23 protein-coding genes are annotated in these 24,266 nt (G+C 29.6%); 11 read left to right on the forward strand and 12 right to left on the reverse strand.

Annotation, left to right across the window (positions count from 1 at the left end; translation table 11 throughout):
* Positions 1-3 precede the first annotated feature (3 nt).
* The 3 genes from GQS57_RS16820 to GQS57_RS16830 all read left to right on the forward strand — a co-directional run bounded on the left by GQS57_RS16820 (position 4) and on the right by GQS57_RS16830 (position 2,427).
* The gene (locus GQS57_RS16820) at positions 4-699 is read left to right on the forward strand and encodes a peptidoglycan DD-metalloendopeptidase family protein (protein WP_165734046.1); all 696 of its coding nucleotides are present in this window, start codon (positions 4-6) and stop codon (positions 697-699) included.
* A 69-nt stretch (positions 700-768) separates the two neighbouring features.
* Entirely contained in the window at positions 769-1,440 is a 672-nt protein-coding gene (locus GQS57_RS16825) for a Crp/Fnr family transcriptional regulator (protein ID WP_165734048.1), read from the forward strand.
* 75 nt (positions 1,441-1,515) lie between these two features.
* Positions 1,516-2,427, forward strand: a complete 912-nt coding sequence (locus GQS57_RS16830; protein WP_165734049.1) for an anti-sigma factor — start codon at positions 1,516-1,518, stop codon at positions 2,425-2,427.
* Positions 2,428-2,543: 116 nt separating this feature from the next.
* Here GQS57_RS16830 and GQS57_RS16835 read toward each other — a convergent pair whose 3' ends face one another.
* The 3 genes from GQS57_RS16835 to GQS57_RS16845 form a co-directional block, all read right to left on the reverse strand.
* On the reverse strand, positions 2,544-3,725 hold the full coding sequence (locus GQS57_RS16835) for an aspartate aminotransferase family protein (RefSeq protein ID WP_165734051.1): 1,182 nt from the start codon (positions 3,723-3,725) through the stop codon (positions 2,544-2,546).
* A gap of 2 nt (positions 3,726-3,727) precedes the next feature.
* Positions 3,728-5,371: an OstA-like protein gene (locus tag GQS57_RS16840; RefSeq protein ID WP_205860291.1), complete on the reverse strand. Its 1,644-nt coding sequence runs from the start codon at positions 5,369-5,371 to the stop codon at positions 3,728-3,730.
* A gap of 78 nt (positions 5,372-5,449) precedes the next feature.
* A complete protein-coding gene (locus GQS57_RS16845) occupies positions 5,450-6,163 on the reverse strand; it encodes a DUF542 domain-containing protein (protein WP_165734053.1) in 714 nt (237 codons plus the stop codon).
* 269 nt (positions 6,164-6,432) lie between these two features.
* Here GQS57_RS16845 and GQS57_RS16850 point away from each other — a divergent pair, with 269 nt between their 5' ends.
* The gene (locus GQS57_RS16850) at positions 6,433-7,869 is read left to right on the forward strand and encodes an aspartate aminotransferase family protein (RefSeq protein ID WP_165734055.1); all 1,437 of its coding nucleotides are present in this window, start codon (positions 6,433-6,435) and stop codon (positions 7,867-7,869) included.
* Here the strand turns inward: GQS57_RS16850 and GQS57_RS16855 are convergent.
* The gene (locus tag GQS57_RS16855; RefSeq protein WP_165734057.1) at positions 7,838-9,058 is read right to left on the reverse strand and encodes a hypothetical protein; all 1,221 of its coding nucleotides are present in this window, start codon (positions 9,056-9,058) and stop codon (positions 7,838-7,840) included. The genes GQS57_RS16850 and GQS57_RS16855 overlap by 32 nt on opposite strands.
* Before the next feature lie 2 nt (positions 9,059-9,060).
* Complete coding sequence (locus GQS57_RS16860; RefSeq protein WP_165734058.1) at positions 9,061-9,495, reverse strand: Rrf2 family transcriptional regulator; 435 nt, start codon at positions 9,493-9,495, stop codon at positions 9,061-9,063.
* A gap of 145 nt (positions 9,496-9,640) precedes the next feature.
* Between GQS57_RS16860 and nirK the strand changes: the two genes are divergently transcribed.
* The 6 genes from nirK to GQS57_RS16890 all read left to right on the forward strand — a co-directional run bounded on the left by nirK (position 9,641) and on the right by GQS57_RS16890 (position 16,112).
* Positions 9,641-11,092: a copper-containing nitrite reductase gene (nirK, locus tag GQS57_RS16865; protein ID WP_165734060.1), complete on the forward strand. Its 1,452-nt coding sequence runs from the start codon at positions 9,641-9,643 to the stop codon at positions 11,090-11,092.
* A gap of 94 nt (positions 11,093-11,186) precedes the next feature.
* Positions 11,187-11,885: a formylglycine-generating enzyme family protein gene (locus GQS57_RS16870; protein WP_306772169.1), complete on the forward strand. Its 699-nt coding sequence runs from the start codon at positions 11,187-11,189 to the stop codon at positions 11,883-11,885.
* Between the two features lie 4 nt (positions 11,886-11,889).
* On the forward strand, positions 11,890-12,606 hold the full coding sequence (locus GQS57_RS16875) for an SCO family protein (RefSeq protein WP_165734065.1): 717 nt from the start codon (positions 11,890-11,892) through the stop codon (positions 12,604-12,606).
* A 1-nt stretch (position 12,607) separates the two neighbouring features.
* A complete protein-coding gene (gene ric / locus GQS57_RS16880; protein WP_165734066.1) occupies positions 12,608-13,330 on the forward strand; it encodes an iron-sulfur cluster repair di-iron protein in 723 nt (240 codons plus the stop codon).
* Between the two features lie 155 nt (positions 13,331-13,485).
* On the forward strand, positions 13,486-15,282 hold the full coding sequence (locus tag GQS57_RS16885; protein ID WP_165734067.1) for a hypothetical protein: 1,797 nt from the start codon (positions 13,486-13,488) through the stop codon (positions 15,280-15,282).
* A 323-nt stretch (positions 15,283-15,605) separates the two neighbouring features.
* Positions 15,606-16,112: a cytochrome c family protein gene (locus GQS57_RS16890; protein ID WP_165734068.1), complete on the forward strand. Its 507-nt coding sequence runs from the start codon at positions 15,606-15,608 to the stop codon at positions 16,110-16,112.
* 108 nt (positions 16,113-16,220) lie between these two features.
* Here GQS57_RS16890 and GQS57_RS16895 read toward each other — a convergent pair whose 3' ends face one another.
* The 3 genes from GQS57_RS16895 to GQS57_RS16905 all read right to left on the reverse strand — a co-directional run bounded on the left by GQS57_RS16895 (position 16,221) and on the right by GQS57_RS16905 (position 20,285).
* A complete protein-coding gene (locus GQS57_RS16895) occupies positions 16,221-17,501 on the reverse strand; it encodes an adenylosuccinate synthase (protein ID WP_165734069.1) in 1,281 nt (426 codons plus the stop codon).
* Positions 17,502-17,542: 41 nt separating this feature from the next.
* The gene (locus GQS57_RS16900) at positions 17,543-17,992 is read right to left on the reverse strand and encodes a Fur family transcriptional regulator (RefSeq protein WP_165734070.1); all 450 of its coding nucleotides are present in this window, start codon (positions 17,990-17,992) and stop codon (positions 17,543-17,545) included.
* 73 nt (positions 17,993-18,065) lie between these two features.
* A complete protein-coding gene (locus tag GQS57_RS16905) occupies positions 18,066-20,285 on the reverse strand; it encodes a bifunctional (p)ppGpp synthetase/guanosine-3',5'-bis(diphosphate) 3'-pyrophosphohydrolase (RefSeq protein ID WP_165734071.1) in 2,220 nt (739 codons plus the stop codon).
* A gap of 107 nt (positions 20,286-20,392) precedes the next feature.
* On the opposite strand from GQS57_RS16905, the gene GQS57_RS16910 reads away from it, so the two are divergent.
* Entirely contained in the window at positions 20,393-20,869 is a 477-nt protein-coding gene (locus GQS57_RS16910) for a hypothetical protein (RefSeq protein WP_165734072.1), read from the forward strand.
* Here the strand turns inward: GQS57_RS16910 and GQS57_RS16915 are convergent.
* The 4 genes from GQS57_RS16915 to GQS57_RS16930 are packed head-to-tail and all read right to left on the reverse strand — an operon-like array spanning position 20,866 to position 24,199.
* Positions 20,866-22,098, reverse strand: a complete 1,233-nt coding sequence (locus GQS57_RS16915; RefSeq protein ID WP_165734073.1) for a M48 family metallopeptidase — start codon at positions 22,096-22,098, stop codon at positions 20,866-20,868. The genes GQS57_RS16910 and GQS57_RS16915 overlap by 4 nt on opposite strands.
* Positions 22,099-22,143: 45 nt before the next feature.
* A complete protein-coding gene (locus GQS57_RS16920) occupies positions 22,144-22,596 on the reverse strand; it encodes a GNAT family N-acetyltransferase (RefSeq protein ID WP_165734075.1) in 453 nt (150 codons plus the stop codon).
* Positions 22,597-22,652: 56 nt separating this feature from the next.
* A complete protein-coding gene (gene ppgK, locus GQS57_RS16925) occupies positions 22,653-23,399 on the reverse strand; it encodes a polyphosphate--glucose phosphotransferase (RefSeq protein ID WP_165734077.1) in 747 nt (248 codons plus the stop codon).
* 2 nt (positions 23,400-23,401) lie between these two features.
* Entirely contained in the window at positions 23,402-24,199 is a 798-nt protein-coding gene (locus tag GQS57_RS16930) for an RNA methyltransferase (RefSeq protein ID WP_165734079.1), read from the reverse strand.
* Positions 24,200-24,266: the final 67 nt, after the last annotated feature.

The following is a 24,266-nucleotide window of genomic DNA, read 5'->3' on the forward strand; positions in this document are numbered from 1 at the left end:
ATTATGAATACAGAAAAATTCAATCAGTTTTTAAATGAAATATCAAAAGTGCCTTTACCTGTAATTGATGCAACAATTTCTTTAGAAAGTTATTATCCAATCATAATTTCATCCAAAAATAAAGATTTATTAAATTTTGATATCTCTTCTTCATTGGAATGGGAAGTATATTTAAAATCGTTTTTAGAGAAGAATAAAGCTAAAATAGGTTTTGGAGGTTATTTAGAAAAAAGAAATATTTACGACAGAAGTGATTATTTTAAAAATGTATCAGAAAATGAAAAAAGAAACATTCATTTAGGTATTGATTTATGGTGTAAAGAAAACACCAAAGTATTAGCGGTCTTGGATGGGGAAATCCATAGTTTTAAAAATAATAAGAATTACGGAGATTATGGTCCGACTATTATATTAAAACATCAAATTAAAAAAGAAGTATTCTATACTTTATATGGGCATTTATCTTTAAAATCCATAGAAAATATAAAAATTGGCGACACTGTTTTACAAGGGAATACTATTGGGTATTTAGGAGATTCATCTGTAAACGGAGAGTATGCACCACATTTACACTTTCAAATTATTAGAGATTTAGAAGATAATTTTGGAGATTATCCTGGAGTGTCATCCAAAGAAAATATAGCATTTTATAAAAATAATTGCCCTAATCCGAATTTATTGTTAAAAATATTGAATTAATTTAGAGAATTTTGTAAACTATTGCTGAGTTTATAGACTTATCAATAACCAAAACTAAAATTATTTAATATGAAGAACTTATGGTTTTTTGATAACGTAAATTTATTTAATCTTCTTTGTCCGCATAAATTTAAAGAATATAAAAAGTGTCACTCTTTTGATGCTTATAAGAAAAGTGATTACATCTACTTTGAAGAAGACTCTGCCAGTAAAGTTTATCTCATAGAAAAAGGAAAAGTGAAGTTAGGATATTATACAGAAGATGGAAATGAAGTTGTAAAAGCCATTTTAACCAAAGGGGAATTGTTTGGTGAAAAAGCCATATTAGGAGAGGAAATAAGAAATGAATTTGCGCAATCTGTAGATGCATCAACATCAATTTGTCCCATAGGAGTAGAAACCATGCACGATTTAATGCGTGATAATAAAAACTTTAGTTTAAAAATTTATAAGTTTTTAGGACTTCGTTTTAAGAAATTAGAAAGACGATTACAATTAATATTATTTAAGGATTCTAAAACAAGGTTTTTAGAATTTATGAAAGAGCTGTGTGAGGAATTTGGTCATGATTGTGAAAAAACAGGGGATAAAGTAATAGTACATCCATATACACAAAAAGATATTGCCTCTTTAATTGGTACTTCTAGATCTAATTTAAATGTACTAATGAATGAGTTAAAAGAAGCAAACATCATCAGTTTCAATAGAAAAGAGATAAGATTACTTCAAAAAATAGCATAAGTGTTAGCTAGCTAACATTTCAAGACTTGTTAAACTTATAATTTTGTCATCAACATTAACATAAATATTAATAAGATGAAAAAAATTTTAAATTTAGCATTCGCATTTGCAATTGCAACTACTTTTGTAGCTTGTAGCGACGATGACAACAACAACATTGCACCAACAACAGGAGATTTAACAGTAGACTTTACAGGTTTAGAAGTATTAGGAGCTGATTTTGTTTACGAAGGATGGTTAATAGTAAACGGAAGTCCAGTAAGTACAGGTACATTTACAAGCGTAACTTTTCCACAAACGTATACTGTTGGTATTGATGATTTACAAGCAGCAACAACATTTGTTTTATCTATTGAACCAGCAGGAGAAACAGGAGCAGAGGCTTTAGCACCAGCAGCAACGAAACTCTTAGCAGGTAACTTTTCTGGAAATACAGCAAGTGTAAATTCAGACAACATCGTGGTTGATGCTAGTGGAGAAATTAAAGATTTAGGATCTTCATGGGGAAAATACATTTTAGCTACACCTACAGATAATGATGATACTAATGAAGCAAGTGGAATTTGGTTTTTAGATAATGCTAACACTCCAGCGATTGCAGGTTTAGGTTTACCAACTTTAACTGACGGATGGAAATATGAAGGATGGGTTGTTATAGACGGAACACCAGTAAGTACAGGTACTTTTACATCTGTAGATGTAGCAGATGAAAACGCGGCAACTTCACCTTATAAAGGGTCAGTTGGAAACGGACCAGCTTTTCCAGGAGAAGATTATGTAACAGGATCTGCGGCAGGTGTAGATTTTCCTACAGATTTAAAAGGAAAAACAGTGGTAATTTCAGTAGAGCCAAGTCCAGATAATAGTTCTGCACCTTTTGCTTTAAAGCCTTTAGCGCATGTTGTACCAGCAGATGCAATGACTTTTACAGTAATAAATATGGTAACAGGACCACTACCAATTTTATCTGGAAGTGTAACAAGATAACAGAAAAAGAATATATCTACTATTGTGTTAATGGTTGATTTATTTGAAGGGTAATTATATTTTATATAATTGCCCTTTTCTGTTTATAAAAAGTTTAGATAAATTTAAGAAAACACCTATTCGGCTACTTCATCAATTGTTTTTAAAATAATGTTGCAACCTTTAATTATTTCTTCATCAGAAATGGTTAGTGGAGGCGTAATTCTCATTGCTTTTTCTTCAAACAATAAAAAGAAGAGAATTAATCCGTTTTCTAAACATTTTAAAATTACCTTAGAGTTTAGTTCTGCTGTTTCTAAAATGGCAGCTAACATTAATCCTTTTCCTCTAATTTCTACAATTGAAGGGTGCACCAAATGTTTTCTAATCAACGCTTCTTTTCGTAAAGCTTCTTTAATAAAGTTATTCTGAGTAATTTCTGTAACAGTTGCTACGGCTGCTGCAGAAATAACAGGGTGACCAGCAAAAGTAGAAATATGTCCTAATTTAGGATTGTCTTTTAATAAACTCATGTTTTCAAATGACGAAATAAATGCACCAATTGGCATTCCACCACCTAAACCTTTCCCAGTGATTATGATATCCGGAATTACATTATAGTTTTCAAAACCCCAAAAAGTACCAGTTCTACCAATTCCTGTTTGTATTTCATCTAAAATTAATAAAGCACCAACTTCCAAACAACGTTGTTTTACTTTCGATAAAAAATCATCTTTAGATTCAATAAAACCAGCACCACCTTGTATGGTTTCTATAATTACAGCAGCAGTTTTAGTGGTAATTTTTTCAACTTCACTTTGATTGTTGAATTCAATAAATTTTGTACCCGGAATTAAAGGTCTAAAAGCTTGATTCTGTTTTTCTACCCCAGAAACACTCATTGATCCCATCGTGTTACCGTGATAAGAGTTTTTTGCTGCAATTATTTCTGCTCTATTAGTCGCTCTTTTGGCTAATTTTAAAGCACCTTCCGTAGCTTCTGTTCCGGAGTTTGTAATGTAAACTGCGTTTAAATTTTCGGGAGAATTTTGTGCTAATAATTTACACAATGCTACTTGCGGTTGTTGTATAAACTCACCATAAACCATAACATGCGCATATGCGTCTAGCTGATTTTTTATGGCGTCTGTAACTTTAGGGTGATTATGGCCTAAACTGTTTGCAGAAACCCCTGCTACAAAGTCTAAATATGCTTTTCCTGAAGTATCATAAATATAACTTCCTTTTGCCTTAGAAATTTCTATTGCAAGTGGGTGAGGAGTTGTTTGTGCTTGGTATTTAAAAAAATCTTTTTTCAAGCTTATTGTTTTTTAGGAGAAATATCTGACTTTGGCAATTCTATTTCCTCTTTTTCTTTTGAAACTTCTTTCTTACTAAGAAGGTCAGAAATTTTCTCGACTTTCTCTTCTGTTTTAGAAGGGATTGTATCTTTATTGTCTCTTATAAAAATATCTTCCATCTTTTTAGGTTGTTCATCTTCTCGCCAAATAAAACCCTTTAACTCTCTAACATCATCTGGTAATTTAGAAGGAGGATAGGTATTACCATCAGATTTTTTTAAATATTTTATAGTTTCAATCTGTCCACTGTCTAAGGTGAATTCTATATTACTAGATATTTCTTTTGTAATGGTTTCTAACACATTTGTCTCTTCATTTCTATTAAAATAAACAGATTCTGCATTTCCTTTTACCAAAAGTAAGTGCAATTTATTTTCCTTAAACTTCCCAAACATATTTCTACCTTTTATTTGGTTAAAGTCTTTGTTAGAAACAGAATCTTTAGAAACAATAAATGAGTTATTTAAAACTTTTAACGAGTCTAATTTTTCGGTTTCTACGTTAGATATTAAGTGGATTGTATCTCCAGTAATCTGATTTTGATCTGACCAAATTACAGGGTTTTTAAACATTTTTGTCAAACCTGTTTCTTGGTTTGTATGTATGGAATCACATTTTCCTTGTAAATCCGATTTAAAAATTTTTACATTATGATACGTTCTTACAACCCTTTTATCCGGTTTACCGGTAACTAAAAGAGTATCTCCATGAATAAACATAGAATCTTTATCAATAATAGAAATGGCAACAGCTTTTTTAATAATGTATAGCGAATCTTTTAATTCAAATATTTCTGCGTAATTCCCTTTGGTTATAAAGTTTTGGACCGTGTCTATTACCTGAATATTATTCGTTGCAGAAGCAAAGCCTTTATTTTTATCATAATACAAACTATCTCCTTCTACAGTTCTTTCTTTTAAATATAGTTTGGCATTTTTAACAAAATGAGAAATATCTGTTTTGGTATTATAGAATCCTTTTTCACAATAAATTCTATTATCATTTTCTGTATTTGTTATAGTAGTTGGCCCGTATAAATAGGTAAGTCCAGAATTGGTGTAATAATCTAAATGATCAGATTCTAAGTGATGTTCTGGGTTTACAACGGTAACTCTTGTAGTTGCAGTAAACTTTTTATCCTCTAAATAAAAGTTTCCATTTTTACTTTTTAAGGTATTTGTTTCGTCTTTTATAGTGGCGTAACTTTTATAATACAGTTTTTGATTTAGTCTGTCAAAATGCAATGTATCTGTAGTTAAGGTCATTGTTGGGTCTTTTAAAACCACATCTCCCCAAGAAAGCGCTTGCTTAGAATTGGCATCGTAATCTACGTAACTACTGGTTTGTGTAATGGTGTCTCCTTGTTTAATTAGCACATTTCCAATAGCTTTAAAGAAGTTTTTGTCTTTATAGTACAATGCTTGTTGACTTGTTAAAATAATTCCGTCGTGAATCATTTTAACATTACCAATTAATAATGTTGCTCCAGGATATTTTTCCTCATCAGCTTCTTGCTGTTCTGCATAATATTCAATTTTTCTGTTTTCTTGCGAAAAAGAAATGGCCGATGAAATAACAAAAAGTAAAAAAAGTATTCTTTTCAAGATGATGAATTTTACGCAAAAATAATGAAAAGATAATGGCTAAGTATTAAAGAAAAGTAAAAATTAGTTGAAATAAATCTATGAAAGTATCGTTAAAGATTGTTCTAACTTTTTAGCTTTTGGAAACAATATATTATTCTCTATATGAATATGATTGTTTAATAATTCTTCAAACTGCTGCAGTTTTAAGTATAAAACTTTAAAAGAGATACATGCATTTTCTGGAATTTTATAATTATTAGTTAATTCGGCTATTTTCTTAAAGGTTTTACTCACCTTTTCATGATCATCTTCTATGATATCAATTGGTCTGTTTAAGGGAGAATTACTTGTATCAGTCACTATTTTTTTAGTATTCGCTTCAATAAGTTTCTTTATATAAGGAAAAATAATGCGTTCTTCATTTTTCATATGTTCAAGAATATTATCTGCAACTTTTAATATTAACAGATTAATTTCTATGAGTTCTTCATATTCTTCATCATAAATTGCTGCTACTTTTTCTCCATATTCTTTTAGTAACAATATATTTTCTTCTTTATATTCATGTTGAATATTCACTAAAAAGTCAATTAAAAAATCTAATTTCCAAGAATTATAATCTTTTAAATAGTAAACCTTATCATTTACCGCCTTTAAATCTTTTAGAATGTGTTTTAAATTGGTGTTTTTTTCTTCACAAGCCTGACTAAGTAACATGTTTCCATGAATACTAAAGTCTATTTTATATTTTTTAAAAACGGAGGCAGTATTTATGTTCTCAATAACTATTGTTGCAACACTTTTATTCATTAGATCCTTCACAATAATAGGCTTTGAATTCTTAACAAATATGATCTTATTATTAGGGATAAAAAATGACTTTTGTCACTTTTTTACATAATTATAGATATTTGTATTAAAACGATATCATTTTCGGATAAGTACATGTTAAATGATGAATAAAAATCATTTATTCATAACGTTAAAATGAAGTTTTTTGAACATACTATTGAGATAAAACAACTTTTACCTTCAATAAAAGTTTAAGATGATGTAATTTGCGCTAAAATTATTTTAGAATGAAATCACCTTTTTATTTAACAAAAGAAGAAATGAAATCTTATGGTTATAAGATTGTAGATATTATAGTAGACCATTACAAAGAAGAAGAAAAGAAAAAGCCCGTAATTAAGGCTTCTAGAGAAGAAATGGACTCATTATTTTTAAGTGAAGCTCCAGATGATGCTACTGATGCAAATGAAGTATTAGATTTTGTGGTGAACAATGTGTTGCCAAATAGTAATATATCTACGCATCCGAAATCTTTTTCTTTTGTACCTGGGCCAAGTAACTTTATTAGTACCATGGCAGATTCTTTAGCAACAGGTTTTAATATTTTTTCTGGTGGATGGATTGTTTCTCCTGCAGCTGCAGAGCTAGAGATTGTTACATTAAATTGGTTGCTAAAAATGTTTCATTTCCCTGTTACTAAAGGAGGTGGAATTTTTACAAGTGGTGGTTCTATGGCTAATTTAACTGCGCTAACTACTGCAAGAAGAGTAAAATGTGGTGATGATTTCTCTAAAGGTATTATCTATTTATCAGATCAAGCACATTCTTCTAATATTAAGGCAATTCAGGTTTTAGGTTTTAAAAAGGAGCAAATTAAAATAATTCCGACAGATTCTGAGTTTAAGTTTAGTATGAATAAACTTAAAAATGAAATAGCAAGAGATCAGTTAGAAGGTAAAAAACCATTTTGCATTATTGCATCCGCAGGTACTACCAATACTGGTACTGTAGATCCTTTAGACGATTTAGCAGACATCTGTGAAAAAGAAAATCTTTGGTTCCATATAGATGGTGCTTATGGTGCCGCTGCAATTTTATCTAAAAAAGGGAGTAGAATTTTACGAGGAATAGAACGTGCAGATTCTTTAACTGTGGATCCTCATAAATGGTTTTTTCAACCGTATGAGATTGGTTGTTTACTAGTAAAAGATGCCTCTTGGTTAAGTAATACATTTAGTGAAAAACCTGAGTATTTAAGGGATATTGAAGGAAATGAGTCTGAAATTAATTTTTATGATTACGGAATTCAATTAACAAGAAGGTTTAGAGCTTTAAAGTTTTACATGTCTATAAAAACGTATGGTTTAAATGCATTTAAGAAAGCCATTACTTATAATATAGATTTAGCTGATAAAACTGAAGATATCCTAAGAAAAAGTAAAAACTGGGAAATTGTTTCTCCAGCTACTTTAGCCATTATTAACTTTAGATACAATCCGTTAAATAAAGATTTAACAGAAGAAGAAGTAGATACATTAAACCAAGAAATTTCTACGAGAGTAGTAGATTCTAGAGAAGCCTTTTTAGTAACCACTGTTTTACAAAACCAAGTAGTTATTAGAATGTGTTTAATAAACCCAAAAACAACTTTAAAGCATGTTACAGACACTTTAGACCAGTGCGAAGGATTTGCTAAACAGATTCTTTTAGATTGGAAAAAGTAGGTTTTATATTGGTAATAAATATTCCCAAAACACCAATTGGCATCAATACAGAAATCAGTACTAATATTGTATAATAATTATTGATGATAGATAATTGCTGCCAATTGCAAAACCCCTTATAAAATATTAAAATTTCAGAAAAAAGAAAACCTATTAAGTAAATGCTTATCCAAACTTTGGGTAATTTTAATAGTTTGTTTTGGTGTAAAAAAAACAAGATACTCAAACTTGTAACCCCTAAAAAAACGAGGTGTAAATACCCTATTACAAAGTCTTTAATTTGATAAGATAAATCTACAAAATAAGGGATTACTGTTATAGATTGCATTAACGTTTTTAGAGTAAAAAACACCAAAACAAAGCTGATTAGATTAAAGAAAAAACGAGGTGTTTTCTGTTTTAAAACAAACTTATGACTCTTTATTATTTGATATAAATACCTTAAAGCAAAGAGTTGGGTAACTACGCCTAATAATGCTAGTATATAAATAGTTATATGTGGTTTAATCCATAAAAAAGATAGCGGTAAAGTTAGTACACATCCCCATAACATCAATTTATAAAAGGAAGCAACTCTTTTCTTAGAAATAACACAACGATGCTTTTCTAAAAGTGAAAAAAACAATCCTAATAAACAGAATATAAACCATCCATTATATTGAAAATGTAAATAGAAATAAATGGCATTTTTATACCAATGAGAAGTGCTTCCTAAGGTGTTCATAATAATCCCTAATGCCCAAGGGCCAATGCTAGAAATAATCATAAAAATAAGAGCAGCATTTATAAATTTGAAAGCATAACTATCTTTATTAAAATTATTGTTTTTTCTAAAGAAAGCATAAAACCAATAAGAGCAAAGTATAAATAGTGTAGAAAAAATAATAGAAAATAAAGCATAGCCAGTTATTGGGAAACTAATAAGCATTCCTACAATTGTAACCTGAGTGCATAAAAATAGTGTTGTATATTTTCTTTTAGCTTCCTCATTTATATAGAAGTAAAATAGTAAGCTAGTTAATCCGATATATACCCAACCTAAAAGTGCTACATGAGAGTGGGTGTGTACAAAAAATTTATAATCAATATTTATATCAATAATAGGAAAAAGACGTAATAGAATACCTAAAGAAGAAGCTATTAAAAAATACAAAAGTGCCACAAAACTTTGTGTTTTGGCTTTTATCATTATTATAAAGTGTTTATAATATTATTATTTTTCACATATTCCATAGACATTTCTAAGATGGTTTTCTTTTTTAATTTAGAAATTAATTTGTCTTTAAATGGTGCATATAAATGATGAACAACACAAGGATTCTCCGAACTACATTCTGCTTGTCCTAAATAACATTCATTAAATTTTTCTACTCCATCAATACAATCGATAATATCAAATAAGGAGTTTTTTTCATTAGCTTCTGTTAAATAAAACCCTCCATGAGGACCTTTTACAGAGCTTATTATATTTTTTTTAGTTAATTCTTGTAAAGTTTTAGCTAAAAAAGGAGCTGGCATCGTTAAATCATTCGCAACCTTTTTAGAGCCAATTTTATTGTCTACACTCGCTTTTTCAGTAAGGTATAGTACTGCTCTAATGGCATATTTACTTGAATTTGATAACATTTTATTTTTTTTGTAAAAATATAAAGATAAAACTATCTTTTAGTATGATAAATATCATTTATTTTTTTAATCAAGATTAATAATTTTGCTTCATAATAAAAGATTAAAGAGTCTTTTATTACAACTAAACCTAAAAATCAAAAAAATGAAATTATTAAAAGCAGTGTGCATATTATTTGCAGGAAGTTTACTATTAGTTAATTGTAAGAGTGAACCAAAACAAGAACTAGCTAAAGCAGATAGTTCTACAATTTATATAAAAGGAACTATGGAAGCAGAATTGACTTCTCCACCTTTTGTGCCAGCTCCAATAGGAAATAGAACGGCAAAAAAATTATTGGTGAATATGGAAATTCTAGAAAAAGAAGGAACCATGACAGATGGAGTACAATATGTTTATTGGACTTTTGGAGGTACAGTACCTGGTAGTTTTATAAGAACTAGAGTAGGAGATGAAATAGAATTTACTTTATCTAATCATCCAGACAATAAACTACCTCATAATATAGACATGCATGCAGTAACGGGCCCAGGTGGTGGAGCAGAATCTTCATTTGTAGCACCAGGACATGAAAAAACGTTTTCTTTTAAAGCTCTAAATCCTGGTTTGTTTGTGTATCACTGTGCTACAGCTCCAGTTGGAATGCACATTGCAAACGGAATGTATGGTTTAATTTTAGTAGAACCAGAAGGAGGTTTACCTAAAGTAGACAAGGAATATTACATTATGCAAGGAGATTTTTACACCAAAGGAGCTACTGATGAAAAAGGGTTACAACCTTTTGATATGACAAAAGCAATTAAAGAAGATGCAGATTATGTTGTTTTTAACGGTAAGGTTGGAGCTTTAACGGGTGACAATGCAATTACCGCAAATGTTGGTGAAACTGTTCGTCTGTTTGTTGGTAATGGTGGTCCAAACTTAACTTCATCTTTTCATGTTATTGGAGAAATCTTTGATAATGTGCATGTAGAAGGAGGAGATTTAATTAATACCAACGTGCAAACAACATCTATTCCTGCGGGTGGTGCAGCAATTGTAGATTTTAAAGTAGATGTTCCTGGAACATTTATCCTTGTAGATCATGCAATTTTTAGAGCTTTTAATAAAGGAGCATTAGGAATGTTGAAAGTATCTGGTGAAGAAAATAAAAAATTATATTCTGGAGTAAAACAAGAAGGAATTTATCACCCAGAAGGGGGGACAATTCAAACCATGCCAGTAGATAAAAATAAAAAAGAAGTTGCTGTTACTACAGAAAAACCTTTAGCTAAAAAAATAGCAGATGGTAAGCAAATTTATATGACTACTTGTTTTGCATGTCACCAAGCAGAAGGGCAAGGGATACCAAATGCGTTTCCTCCTTTGGCAAAATCAGATTATTTAAATGCAGATGTTAATAGAGCAATTGGTATTGTTTTGCATGGTAAAACAGGAGAAATTACTGTTAATGGAAATAAATATAATAGTGTAATGACAAGACAAACACTAACGGAAGGGGAAGTTGCAGATGTTATGACTTATGTATATAATTCTTGGGGGAATAACAAAACCAATGTTACCATTAAGAATGTACAAGATGTAAAAAATAATTAATAATAATTTCAATTCAATTTCTATGAAAACTGTTTTAAGATTGACAATTTGTTTAATCCTCCTAAATATAGCTAATGCAAGCTGTCAATCTAAAATGGTAGCAATTAAAGGAGGAGCATATATCCCTTTATATGGTAGAGATTCTATGAAAGTTGAAATAGATAACTTTTTAATGGATGTATATCCGGTTACAAATAAAGACTATGTGGCTTTTGTAAAAAAGTATCCAAAATGGCAGAAAAGTAAAGTGATAAAATTATTTGCAGATGCAAGCTATTTACGTGATTGGAAATCGGATACTCTTTTAGGAGAAAATAAAAAAGAAAATTCTCCAATTACCCAAGTGTCTTGGTTTGCAGCAAAAGAGTATTGTGAATGTCAGGGAAAAAGATTGCCGACTGTAGATGAATGGGAATATGTAGCCATGGCAAATAAAAAAATGCCAGATGCTAGAAAACAAAAAGAGTACAATGCTTTTATTTTAAGCTGGTACGAAAAACCAAAGACCTTCAATCAAACTATTGGGTCTACCTTTAAAAATTATTGGGAGGTATATGACTTGCATGGCTTAGTTTGGGAATGGACTTCAGATTTTAATTCGGTATTAATTACGGGTGAATCTAGAAAAGATGTAGATACAGATAGCAATTTGTTTTGTGGAAGTGCAGCAATAAATGCGACAGATTTAATGAATTATGCAGCTTTTATGAGATATGCCATTAGAGGAAGTTTAAAAGCAAAATATACCATGAAAAACCTAGGTTTTAGATGTGTAAAAGATGATAAAAAATAGCAATATGAAAACACTTAAATATCTTATAGTATTAATTATTACAGTTACTTCATTAAGTTCTTGTAATACGTCTACTTCTAAAGAAAATAGTAAGGTAGCGTACCAATGTCCTATGAAATGTGAAGGAGATAAAGTTTATTTAGAACAAGGCGCTTGTCCTGTTTGCAAAATGGATTTAAAACCAACCTCTAAAATGGTGAAAAAAGTTTTGTCCACTATGATTTCTGATGAATCTATTTTTAACTTAACTTCTAAATGGAATAACCAAGATAATAAGGAAATTGAGTTAAAAGAGTTAAAAGGTAAAACTTTGGTAATGGTAATGATTTATACAACGTGTAAAGCTGCTTGCCCAAGGTTAACAGCAGATATGAGAAATATAAATGCTAAAATTCCAAACGAATTAAAAGAAGATGTTCAGTTTGTTTTGGTAAGCATAGATCCAGAAAATGACACACCAGAAAAGCTAAAAGCGTTTGCCGAAGAAAATTTTCTTACAGAAGACCAATGGACTTTATTACAAGGTACAGAAAGTGGTGTAAGAGAGTTTGCAAATGTCCTAGCCGTAAAATACAAACAAATTTCTCCGTTAGATTTTTCTCACTCTAATATTATAAGTGTTTTTAATCCGGGTGGAGAATTGGTACATCAACAAGAAGGTTTAGGTGTAGATAATAAAGAAACAATTACAAAGATTATAGAAACTATTAAAACATATTAAAATGAATATAACAAAAGATAATACAGTAGCAGAAGTAGTAACTTACAATATTAAGACAGCAGATGTGTTTAAAAAACACGGAATAGATTTCTGTTGTGGAGGAGGAATTTCTATAGAAAAAGCATGTAAAAAGCACAATGTTTCCTTTGAAGAAATGGAGCAAGAACTATTAAATATTAACAACCCAATCTCTAATGCTTATAATTATGATAGCTGGAAGCTAGATTTTCTGGTAGATCATATTATAAACATTCACCATGCTTATGTAGAAGAAAATACACCTATAGTATTGCAATATGCAGCTAAAGTTGCAAAAGTTCATGGGCATCACTATACAGAGGTTGTAGAAATTAACAGACTTTTTAATATGGTTGCACAAGAATTAGCGGCTCATTTAAAAAAGGAGGAACTTATTTTATTCCCTTTTATTAAAAAGTTAGTAAATGCAGATAAAGAAGGTGTAAAAGTAAATCAGCCTCATTTTGGAACCGTAAACAATCCAATAGCAATGATGGAAGATGAACATGAAAGTGCAGGTGATATCTTAAAAGAAATTAAACAACTTTCTAATAATTACACACCACCAGAAGGAGCTTGTAATACGTTTAAAGCGTTGTATGCTAAGTTAGATGAGTTTGAGCAAGACTTACATCAACATATACATTTAGAAAATAATATTTTGTTTCCTAAAGCCATTCTTTTAGAGAAAAAAAATAAACAATAAGAATATTTCATTCTTAAGAAACAGTGTAAAAAACTGAGTGTTATTTATTTAATGCTTAGTTTTTTTATTTCTGATGATATTAATCATGTTTTGTAAAGACAGATAAATATAAATTGCAAGCTTAATTAAATTTAGTTAAACATTTAAATTAAACAATGAAAAACTCACATTCATTTCACATTCCTGTTATGGGAATTGGTTTTACTATAGATTCTCCTTTAAAAGTAGCACAATTTGGTATTGATTCTGTTATTTCTTTAGTGGATGATATTTTAGTAGAAAAAATGCGAAAAATTTACAGCGAAAAATTTGAAATACCATATAAAGAAATTTCAGATAAAGTTGATGATTTTAGAGCAAAGAGAATTACCTCTTATTTAGACTTATTACACGACCAAACAGAAGAAAAGTTCAATCAATTAAAAAATATTACTTCAGAAAAAAGTAAAGCATTATTGGATTATATTCATATGTTACCAGAATATTCTTCATTAAAAAAAGAGTTTTTAAAATTGACTGAAGAAGGAGTCGATTTTTCCAAAATGAAAGATTGGGCAAATAAGAATTTATCAATGGGTAGTATTGATGTTAATATTATGACCAAAATTGATAAAGGAAACTATCTAGATAAAGAGTTGTTACCAATAGAATACAACGATGCACATGCTGCGTTAAGAGGGTATTCTAATAGTAAATTATCTTCGTCTTTAATTCTTTCTGCAGGTATGAACCCTAGATTGTATACTTACATGAGTAATTTTGATGATTTTTTTCCAGATGTAAACGGAAACATTAAAAAGAAAATTATTTTAAAAGTAAGTGATTATAGATCTGCTTTTATTCAAGGAAAGTTCTTGGCTAAAAAAGGATTATGGGTTTCTGAATATAGAGTGGAATCTGGATTAAATTGTGGAGGACATGCTTTTGCAACTGATGGTTTTTTAATGGGACCTGTTCTAAAGGAATTTAAAGAAAATAAGGAGACTTTAATAAGTCAAACGCAAGAATTAATGCAGCAAGCCTTAAAAGATGCAGACCGTATAATTCCTACCAAAGGTTTAGAACTTAAAATAACAACGCAAGGTGGTGTTGGTACCGGAGAAGAGCATTCTTTTTTATTAGAAGAATATCAATTAGATTCTGTAGGTTGGGGAAGTCCATTTTTATTGGTTCCGGAAGCAACAAGTGTCGATGAGAAAACAGTAGCACAATTAGCGGAGGCCAAAGAACAAGATTTGTATTTAAGTAACAGTTCTCCTTTAGGAGTTCCTTTTAACACTTTAAAAGGAAATACAAAAGATGTGCAAAGACAAATGCTTATCGATAAAGGAAGACCTGGTACTTCTTGTCCGAATAAATTTATCGCTTTAAATCATGAATTTAAGGATACAGGTTTGTGTACCGCATCTAGAGAGTATCAACATTTAAAACTAAAAGAAATAGATGCTTTAGAAATTTCATCAGAAGAAAAAGAAGAAAGAGTAAATAAAGTCACAGAAAAATCTTGTATTTGTGTTGGTTTAGGTACATCAACCTTAATTTTAAATAATATAAGTACAAAGAAAGTAGGAGACGGAGTTTCTGTTTGTCCTGGACCTAATATGGCATATTATGATAAAATAATGAGTTTGTGTGATATTACAGACCATATTTATGGTAGAAAAAATATGCTGACTAGAACAGATAGACCAAATGTTTTTGTGAAAGAATTATCGCTTTATATTACTCATTTACAGGATAAAGTAAATGAAGCAAAAGCTACAATTGATAAAAAACAATTGAGAACTTTAACTAAGTTTAAAAAGAATTTAGAAGCTGGAATTGAGTATTATAATGAATTATTTTTAGCGAAAAAGGATGCTTTTAAAAATAGTAAAGAAGCACTTTTAAATTCCCTTAAAATAGAACAAGAAAAACTTGTTTTAATAGGTCTAGAAATAGAGAATCTATAAGGAATAATATACAGTATGAAAAGCCTCTTTTTAATATTAAAAGAGGCTTTTTTTATGTTTATAAACAAAGGTGTTATCATTGTTTGTAATTGAAATACTTACATATATAGCTTATTATTAAAGGGTTATGCAGTGCTTGTTTTAAGGTAATTACTGTTTTTATAAAAGAGAAAAAAGTCTTTTAAATGTGATAATAGTCATGTTTTTTAGCTGTTTACTTTTTTAAATTTGTTAGGAATAATACAAGTCAACTAGCAGTAAAAAGTATTATAATAACTAGTATTGATAGAAAAAATAACAATTAACCTTTAAATAAAACAAAAATGAAATTAAGAAATTTAATCGCCTTATTTGCAGTACTATTATTAATTAGTTGTGGAAAAGAAGAAAAAAAGAAATCTACAAATGACATACCTACTAAAAAAGCAGCTGTTAAAAAAGCTCCTGATAAAGCGAAAAAAACAAAAGTTGTAAAAAAAGAAGAGATAGCTGTAGATTTAAATAACAAAGGAATTGGTCCTGTAAAGTCTGTAACCCTAGATAAGAATATTGATAAAAATATGGTTGCAGATGGTAAATTATTATTTAAAAACAAATGTTCATCTTGTCATAAAGTAAATAGAAAATTTATAGGCCCAAGTATGGAAGGAGTTACAGCCAGACGTTCTCCTGAATGGATAATGAATATGATTTTAAATCCTGAAGAAATGGTTAAAAAGGATCCAATTGCAATGGCTTTATTAGTTCAATTTAAAGGATCTCCAATGGCTAATCAACATTTAACAGAAGAAGAAAGTAGAGCTGTTTTAGAGTATTTTAGAACTTTATAATCCTTGCTAATCTTACTCAAGATAAATTAATACAACAGTATAAATAACAAAAGCATCTTTCAAATAAATGAAAGATGCTTTTTAAGTTTATAGAATAAAAATTTTCTCTTAAGAAATTTCTCTAGTAATTGTTTGTTTTCTATCTGGTCCAACAGAAACGATAGATACAGGAACTCCAGTTTCTTTTTCAATAAAAGCAACATAGTCCATTAAATTCTTTGGTAATTGATCTGCAGAAGTCATTTTAGTTAAATCTTCATCCCAACCTTTAAACTCAGAATAATTTACAGAAACATTTTCTGGTTCTATGTTGTATGGTAAATGACTAATTTCTTCACCTTTGTAGTTATAAGAAGTACACACTTTTAAAGTATCAAATCCAGATAAAACATCACCTTTCATCATCATTAATTGTGTAACACCATTAACGTCTACAGCATATTTTAAGGCTACTAAATCTAACCAACCACAACGTCTTGCTCTACCTGTTGTAGCTCCAAATTCATGACCAATTCTTGCCATGTCTTCACCATCTTTATCAAATAATTCAGTTGGAAAAGGTCCAGAACCAACACGAGTAGTATATGCTTTAAAGATTCCAAAAACTTCACCAATTCTATTTGGCGCAACTCCTAAACCAGTACAAGCACCTGCTGCAGTAGTGTTAGAAGAAGTAACAAAAGGATATGTACCAAAGTCAATATCTAATAAAGATCCTTGCGCTCCTTCTGCTAAAATTGTTTTTTTGTCTTTTATAGCTTGGTTTAAAAACTCTTCACTATCAATAAAAGCTAAAGTTCTTAATTTATCTATTCCTTTAATAAATTCTGCTTCTAATTCTTTTAAATCGTATTCTACCTGAACATCAAAGAATTCTAGCATTTTAATGTGCTTTTCTGTTAAAGCATCATACTTTTCTTTCCAGTTGTCTAACTCTAAGTCTCCAACTCTCATTCCGTTTCTACCGGTTTTGTCCATATAAGTTGGACCAATACCTTTTAATGTAGAACCAATTTTAGCTTTTCCTTTAGAAGTTTCAGAAGCTGCATCTAATAATCTATGTGTAGGTAAGATTAAGTGCGCTTTTCTAGAAATTAACAATTTAGAAGTATAATCTATATTGTGTTTGTCTAGATTTTCTAATTCTTTTTTAAAGATTACAGGGTCAATTACAACACCATTTCCAACAACGTTTAAAGCTGTTTTATGGAAAATTCCAGAAGGAATTGTGTGTAAAACATGTTTATGTCCATCAAAAATTAAAGTGTGTCCTGCATTTGGTCCACCTTGAAAACGTGCAATGATATCATAGTTTCTTGTAAGTACGTCTACAATTTTACCTTTTCCTTCATCTCCCCATTGTAATCCTAGTAATAAATCTACAGCCATTATAGTTGTGTTAATTGTTGTTTATTTTGTTATGTTGTTAATTAAGATTTGTTCTTTTTTGTTCCATAAAAATAAAGTGAATGATTATGAATATCAATATCAAAAACTTCTTCTATGGTTTTTTTTATAATCTGAATTCGTGGATCACAAAATTCTTTTACTTCTCCAGAATCTGTAAAAATAACGTGGTCATGATTTTTATCGAAATAACTTTTTTCATAACGCGCCATTGATTGTCCATCAAACTGATGTTTTCTAACCAAACCGCAATCTAAAAGCAAGTCTATTGTATTATAAAGTGTAGCTCTACTAACTCTATAATTTTTATTTTTCATTTTTATATATAGAGATTCTATATCAAAATGCTCTTCAGCCGCATATATTTCTTGGAGAATAGCATAGCGTTCTGGAGTTTTTCTATGTTTATTTTCACCTAAGTATGTGGTGAAAACTTTTTTTACTACTTCTTGATTTTCAAGAGAACTACTCATTTAGATTGATTTTTTACAAAAAGCAAATTTACAGTTATTTCTTAATTAAATACGACTTTTAATCAATTGATATTTATAAAGTATTAACACGATCTACTTTTTTTACTCCTTCTATTTTAAGAAGTTTTTTTATCAATTTATCTAGTTGTGAAATATTCTTAACACTTATGGATATTTTACCTTCAAATACACCGTCATCTCCTTTAATATTAATGCTATTAATAAACACGCCCATATTACCAGAAATGGTACGGGTTACATCATTTGCCATACCTTGGTTGTCTACACCAGAAATGTGTAAAATTACCTTAAAGTCTTGTTTTGTAGAATCGATCCATTTTGCAGGCATAATTCTATAAGCATAATTAGATTGTAAAGAAATAGCATTTGGGCAGTTCATTTTATGAACTTTAAGACCATCATTAATTGTTAAAAAACCAAAAACTTTATCTCCGGGAATGGGATTACAACATTTAGAAAGTTTATAATCTAGTTTTTGCTCGTCTTTACCAAAAACTAATGCATCAAATTTACTCGATACTTCCTCTATTTCTACATATTCTTTTTCAGGAGTATTTCTTCTTAATTTAGATTTAAAGAAATTAAATAATTTACTATTTCGCTGAGATACAAAAGCTTTTAACTGTGTATTGTCTATAGCACCATTACCAATTCTAAAAAATAAATCGAAACTTGTTTTTAATTTAAAATAATTAACCAGTTCATTGGTTGTTTTATCATTAAAAGTAATTTTTAAATGACGTAGTTTACGAATTAAAATAGCTTTTCCTTCGTCTGCAATTAATTTTTCTTCTTCATTTAAAGCAGCTCTAATTCTTGCTTTTGCTCTTGCCGTTATTACAAAATCTAACCATCTAGCATTTGGTTTATTAGAAGAACTTGTTATTACTTCTATTTGGTCTCCACTTTTTAATTGGTGACTTAAAGGCAATAATTTTCCGTTTATTTTTGCTCCTCTACATTTTAAACCAACATCTGTGTGTATCGAAAAAGCAAAGTCTAAAGCCGTTGCATTTTTTGGGAGCGATTTTAAATCACCTTTAGGTGTAAAAACATATATTTCTTTAGAATATAGATTCAGTTTAAAATTTTCTACAAAATCTACCGCATTTAAAGTCTGTGTTTCTAAAGTTTCCTTTAATTTATTTAGCCAATCATCTAATCCGTTGTCTTTAGTAGCACCTTGTTTGTATTTAAAATGTGCAGCATATCCTTTCTCTGCAATTTCATTCATTCTATTAGAACGAATTTGTACTTCTACCCATTGAGAATCTGGTCCTACAACCGTAATATGTAAGGCTTCATAACCGGTAGATTTTGGCTGTGAAATCCAATCTCTTAAACGTGTTGGGTTGGGTTTAAAATAGTCTGTTACAATGGTATAAATTTTCCAAGCATCAAACTTATCATCATTAGAATTTGGATTGTAAATAATTCTAATGGCATATTTGTCATAAACCTCATCAAAAGTTACATTTTGATTGATCATTTTTCTACGAATAGAATAAATGGACTTAAAACGTCCTTTTATTTCATAATCGAAGTTTTCTTTATCTAAGCCAGATTTTAAAGTCTCTTCAAATCGTTGTAAATATTTTTTCTGATCTTCTTTACTTTCTTTTATTTTACCAAGAATACCAAAATAAGCTTCTGGTTCTGTATATTTTAAACCAAGATCTTCTAACTCTGTTTTTATATTATACAAACCTAATCTATGAGCTAAGGGCGCATAAATGTATAAAGTTTCCGATGCAATTTTAACCTGTTTATGAGCAGGCATTGCGTCCATAGTTTGCATATTGTGTAATCTATCTGCAATTTTTATTAAAATAACTCTAACATCATCATTTAATGTTAAAAGCATTTTTCTAAAATTCTCAGCTTGTATAGAAGCATCTTGCTCTTTGTTTAAACGAGATATTTTAGTTAATCCGTTTACAATTTTAGCAATGGTTTCCCCAAAAAGGTTTTCCATGTCTTCTAACGTGTATTCTGTATCCTCTACAACATCGTGCAGAAGGGCAGAAGCTATAGAAACCGCATCTAAACCTATTTCATAAGCAACAATTTTTGCAACTGCAATGGGATGATAAATATAAGGTTCACCTGTTTTTCTACGTTGATCAGAATGAGCATCTACAGCAATGTCAAATGCTTTTCTTATGAGTTCCTTATCTTCTTTAGACATAATCTCATACGTACCCTTTAGCAAATCTTTATATCGTTTTGCTATTTCCTTATTTTCCTCTTCTATGGTTGCGGTGTATTCCAAATGCGTTATTTTATTACTAGGGGTTAACTCAAAGTGAAATTAAGAATAAGTATTTTAACATACAAGTATTTCGTTTTCTAAATGTATTTATTTCTTATTTTTGTAAAATGAAAAATATTTGTATCAGTTTTATGGTTTTATTTATCAGTTTTACTATGAATGCTCAAGAAAAAGCAGCATCAAATCGTCTGTTCGATCTTCAAAAAACGAAAGTAGAAATAGATATAAATAAAGATGTTTTTACAAGTGTTACTACAAATATGTATGTATCTCAAAAACCACAAGCATTAATTGTTGGTTTGTTTATTCCTATTTCTTATGAAAATCAAAAGGAAAAAATAAACAGTAAACCAATTGCTGAAGGAATGGAGTTTAAAGGGGAGCAGATGATAAATAGTGAAAATGTTTTATTATTAACTGGTACGGTACTTAAAAAAGGAATTGAATTTACAAAACAAAAATATTACATAAAGCAAGATGAAAACACTTGTATAGAACTTACAACTATGCTTGCTGTTAATGCAGATGCTAAAGATAAAATGATGTTAATGAAAATAGTGCATTCCGTAATTGAAAAAAATTAACTTTCTAAATTATTAATTCTTTCCAACAAAGTTGGATGTGAATAGTGCGCAAAAACATAAGCCGGATGCGGAGTTAAATTACTCAAACTATTTTTAGATAATTTTTTAAGCGATGTTATTAAAGCTTTTCCTTCAAAAGTTTCTTTCGCATAATTATCAGCTTGATATTCAAATTTACGAGACATATAATTCATGAATAAACTTGTAATTTCTGATATTGGCGAATATAAAATTCCGAATGCAATTAAACCAATATGAAAACTTGGTATAGAAACACCTAATGCCTCCGATAAAACCGCTGAATTGATAAATAAGGATAGAATAAACAACGTTAATCCTGTTAATAAAATTGATGCTATTAAATTAAAAACGATATGTTTTCTTTTATAATGGCCAACTTCATGCGCTAAAACAGCTACAATTTCATCCGTTTTTAAGTCGTTTATTAAAGTATCATATAACGTAATTCTTTTTTGTGATCCAAAACCAGAAAAATAAGCATTTGCTTTTGTAGATCTTTTAGAACCATCTATCACAAAAATATTATTGATGGTAAAACCAACACTTTTTGCATATTTTTCTATGGCATTTTTTAATTCGCCATCTTCTAACGGACTTTGTTTGTTGAATAAAGGAACAATCAATTTAGCGTAAAACATATTCATAAACAAAGAGAAAACAGCGAGAAAAGCCCAAGCATATATCCAAAAATTTTCTCCTGTAAGTTGATAAAACCAAATAATTAAAGCTAGAATTCCACCACCTAACAAAGCGCTCATTAACAATCCTTTTATTTTATCTAACCAAAATATTTTTCTTGTGGATTTGTTAAAACCAAATTTTTCTTCGATTACAAACGTGCTGTAATAGGAGAGAGGCGTGGTCATTATTTCTGATGCCAACATAATAACCCCGAAGAAAAGTAAAGCAACCAAAATTGGATTATCTGTATAACTTCTCGCAAATTCATCTACATATTTAAACCCATCTACAAAAAAGAAAACTAAGGTTAATAGTGTAGAAAAGAATGAAGTGATGTTCGAAAACTTAGCATTGGTCTTTTTATAAGCTTGCGATTTTTTATATTCTTCTTCGTCATAAACATCCTTTAACTTTTCTGGAATTTCTGTATCAAAACGTTTTTCATTTAACGTGTCTAAAATTTTATCAACCAGAAAACTGATGATTAATATGGCAATAATGATATAGAATAAAGTAGTTGGTTGCATAAAATAGTTGAAAGGATCTAAACAATGTGTTTAGTTTTGTTTTTATTAAAAGTGTAATTTCATTCCTTCGTGACTCCCTTTAAACCCTAAATCTTCATAGAATTTAATTGCACGAGGTCTTTTTTTATCAGAAGTTAATTGTACCAAATGCACCTTTTTTTCTTTCGCTCGGTTTATTGCCCATTCAAAAACACTTTTTCCTATTCCTAAACCTCTTTGATCGCTTCTAATAAACACATTTTCTATTTGTGCTCTCATACCACCACAATAACTTAAATACTGAATATAAGTAATTTGTAAAGTTCCAATAATTTCTAAATCATTATTTTCTACAACAATAAGTTCTTGATTTTCATCTGCATCTATTTTTTTAAACGCTTCTAAATAGGAGTTTGGTAAAGGATTCTGAAAATTTTCTCTTTTTTGACCAAGTTCATCTTCAGCCATCATTTTAATAATTTCCGAAACGTCGTTTATGGTAGCTTTTCTAAAGTTCATAGTCCATTAAATTTTATTGAAAGTAGTATTGTAAAAAGAAATTAATAAAGCGTGTTTTATTTTTTATGTTCTTTACTCGCATAAATTGCAGCTCCAATAATTCCAGCATTGTTTTTATATTCAGCAACTTTTACTTTTACATCAGTTTTTAAATATTCTTTAAAACCGTCGTATCTTTTGCTAATTCCACCACCTAAAACAATTAAACTAGGTGTGTATACAATTCTAATATATTCTAATAAAGAATCGAATCTTATTGCCCATTCTTTTAATTTTAAATTCTCTTTTTTTCTTACGGAGTCTGCAGTATAAAACTCAATTATTTCTCCATTGGTATGTAACATTTTACCAATTTCTAAATTAGGAATTAGGTTTCCGTTAAAGAACAAACCAGAACCAATTCCGGTACCTATGGTAACCATTATTACAACACCTTTTTCTTTTTTAGCGGCACCTAAACTTACCTCAGCTAAACCAGCTAAATCGGCATCATTACTCACATAAAAGGGCAATTTACATTCTTTTCTAAATAATTTATCAACCTTAACATTCAACCATTTTTCACTTAAATTTCCTGGATGAATACATTTACCATTCACAATGGTGGTAGGAAAACTACAACCAATTGCTTTTTTCCAATTAAAATGATCTACCATTTCATTTACAACCTTTGCTACTGCTTCTGGTGTTGCTGGTTTTGGAGTGTCTATTCGGTGTCTTTCAGAAAGTAATTCTCCTGTTTTGGTGTTTACTATTGCGGCTTTAATTCCAGATCCACCGATATCAATTCCTAATACTTTCATTTTTACTTTTTAAATTTTCTTTGTCTTTTTGCTTCAAACAAAATAATTGCAGCAGAAACAGAAACATTCATAGAATCTATTTGCCCCTGCATAGGTATGTTTACGTTTTGTGTAGCAGCTTCTCTCCAAACATCGGTTAAACCTGTTGCTTCTGTACCTACAACAATTGCTGTGCTTTCAGTATAATTTTCTACATGATATTCATTAGAATTCTGCAAAGTAGCAGCATATATATTGATGTTCTTCTCTTGTAGAAACGTAATTATTTCTTCGGATGTTCCTATGGCAATCTGATTGGTAAAAACACAACCTACACTAGAACGAATAATGTTTGCATTGTACAAATCGCTTTTAGGATTTGCTATAAAAACAGCATCTACATTTGCAGCATCTGCAGTTCTTAATAATGCACCAATATTCCCTGGTTTTTCAACACCTTCTGCGACTAATATTAATGGATTCTCAGTTTGAAACAAGATATTTTCTAAAGAGAAGTCTTTTGCTTTAGTAACCGCAATTATTCCTTCTGTAGATCCTCTATAAGCCAATTTTTGATAAACTTCTTTAGAGATTTCAATTCTATTTACATTCGCATTAAAAAGATGTAAAATTTCATTTTCTGAAAATAAATCTGGATAAAAAAGAATCGTATCAAATTCATATTCAGCAGAAATTGCTAGTGTAATTTCTCGTTTACCTTCAATAATAAATAAACCCTGTTTTCTTCGTTCACGTGCTTTTTCTTGCAGTTTAAGCAAGTTTTTTACATACGTATTTTGAATACTAGTTATTTCTTTCATTAGTACAAATATACCTATTTATAGGTATTGGAAAAAAGGTAAATAATAACAATATTTGTATTTATAA

The organism is Polaribacter sp. 20A6 (genome assembly GCF_011378915.1).
Classification (GTDB): Bacteria; Bacteroidota; Bacteroidia; order Flavobacteriales; family Flavobacteriaceae; genus Polaribacter; species Polaribacter sejongensis.

What these genes read in the sequence shown, in the direction of transcription:
- GQS57_RS16820 (WP_165734046.1), top strand. Translation starts at nt 4, where the DNA reads ATGAATACAGAAAAATTCAATCAGTTTTTAAATGAAATATCAAAAGTG.
- GQS57_RS16890 (WP_165734068.1), top strand. Translation starts at nt 15,606, where the DNA reads ATGAAATTAAGAAATTTAATCGCCTTATTTGCAGTACTATTATTAATT.
- GQS57_RS16850 (WP_165734055.1), top strand. Translation starts at nt 6,433, where the DNA reads ATGAAATCACCTTTTTATTTAACAAAAGAAGAAATGAAATCTTATGGT.
- GQS57_RS16855 (WP_165734057.1), bottom strand. Translation starts at nt 9,058, where the DNA reads ATGATAAAAGCCAAAACACAAAGTTTTGTGGCACTTTTGTATTTTTTA.
- GQS57_RS16870 (WP_306772169.1), top strand. Translation starts at nt 11,187, where the DNA reads ATGGTAGCAATTAAAGGAGGAGCATATATCCCTTTATATGGTAGAGAT.
- GQS57_RS16915 (WP_165734073.1), bottom strand. Translation starts at nt 22,098, where the DNA reads ATGCAACCAACTACTTTATTCTATATCATTATTGCCATATTAATCATC.
- ric (WP_165734066.1), top strand. Translation starts at nt 12,608, where the DNA reads ATGAATATAACAAAAGATAATACAGTAGCAGAAGTAGTAACTTACAAT.
- GQS57_RS16845 (WP_165734053.1), bottom strand. Translation starts at nt 6,163, where the DNA reads ATGAATAAAAGTGTTGCAACAATAGTTATTGAGAACATAAATACTGCC.
- GQS57_RS16885 (WP_165734067.1), top strand. Translation starts at nt 13,486, where the DNA reads ATGAAAAACTCACATTCATTTCACATTCCTGTTATGGGAATTGGTTTT.
- GQS57_RS16895 (WP_165734069.1), bottom strand. Translation starts at nt 17,501, where the DNA reads ATGGCTGTAGATTTATTACTAGGATTACAATGGGGAGATGAAGGAAAA.
- GQS57_RS16860 (WP_165734058.1), bottom strand. Translation starts at nt 9,495, where the DNA reads ATGTTATCAAATTCAAGTAAATATGCCATTAGAGCAGTACTATACCTT.
- GQS57_RS16930 (WP_165734079.1), bottom strand. Translation starts at nt 24,199, where the DNA reads ATGAAAGAAATAACTAGTATTCAAAATACGTATGTAAAAAACTTGCTT.
- GQS57_RS16825 (WP_165734048.1), top strand. Translation starts at nt 769, where the DNA reads ATGAAGAACTTATGGTTTTTTGATAACGTAAATTTATTTAATCTTCTT.
- GQS57_RS16900 (WP_165734070.1), bottom strand. Translation starts at nt 17,992, where the DNA reads ATGAGTAGTTCTCTTGAAAATCAAGAAGTAGTAAAAAAAGTTTTCACC.
- GQS57_RS16920 (WP_165734075.1), bottom strand. Translation starts at nt 22,596, where the DNA reads ATGAACTTTAGAAAAGCTACCATAAACGACGTTTCGGAAATTATTAAA.
- nirK (WP_165734060.1), top strand. Translation starts at nt 9,641, where the DNA reads ATGAAATTATTAAAAGCAGTGTGCATATTATTTGCAGGAAGTTTACTA.
- GQS57_RS16875 (WP_165734065.1), top strand. Translation starts at nt 11,890, where the DNA reads ATGAAAACACTTAAATATCTTATAGTATTAATTATTACAGTTACTTCA.
- GQS57_RS16910 (WP_165734072.1), top strand. Translation starts at nt 20,393, where the DNA reads ATGAAAAATATTTGTATCAGTTTTATGGTTTTATTTATCAGTTTTACT.
- ppgK (WP_165734077.1), bottom strand. Translation starts at nt 23,399, where the DNA reads ATGAAAGTATTAGGAATTGATATCGGTGGATCTGGAATTAAAGCCGCA.
- GQS57_RS16830 (WP_165734049.1), top strand. Translation starts at nt 1,516, where the DNA reads ATGAAAAAAATTTTAAATTTAGCATTCGCATTTGCAATTGCAACTACT.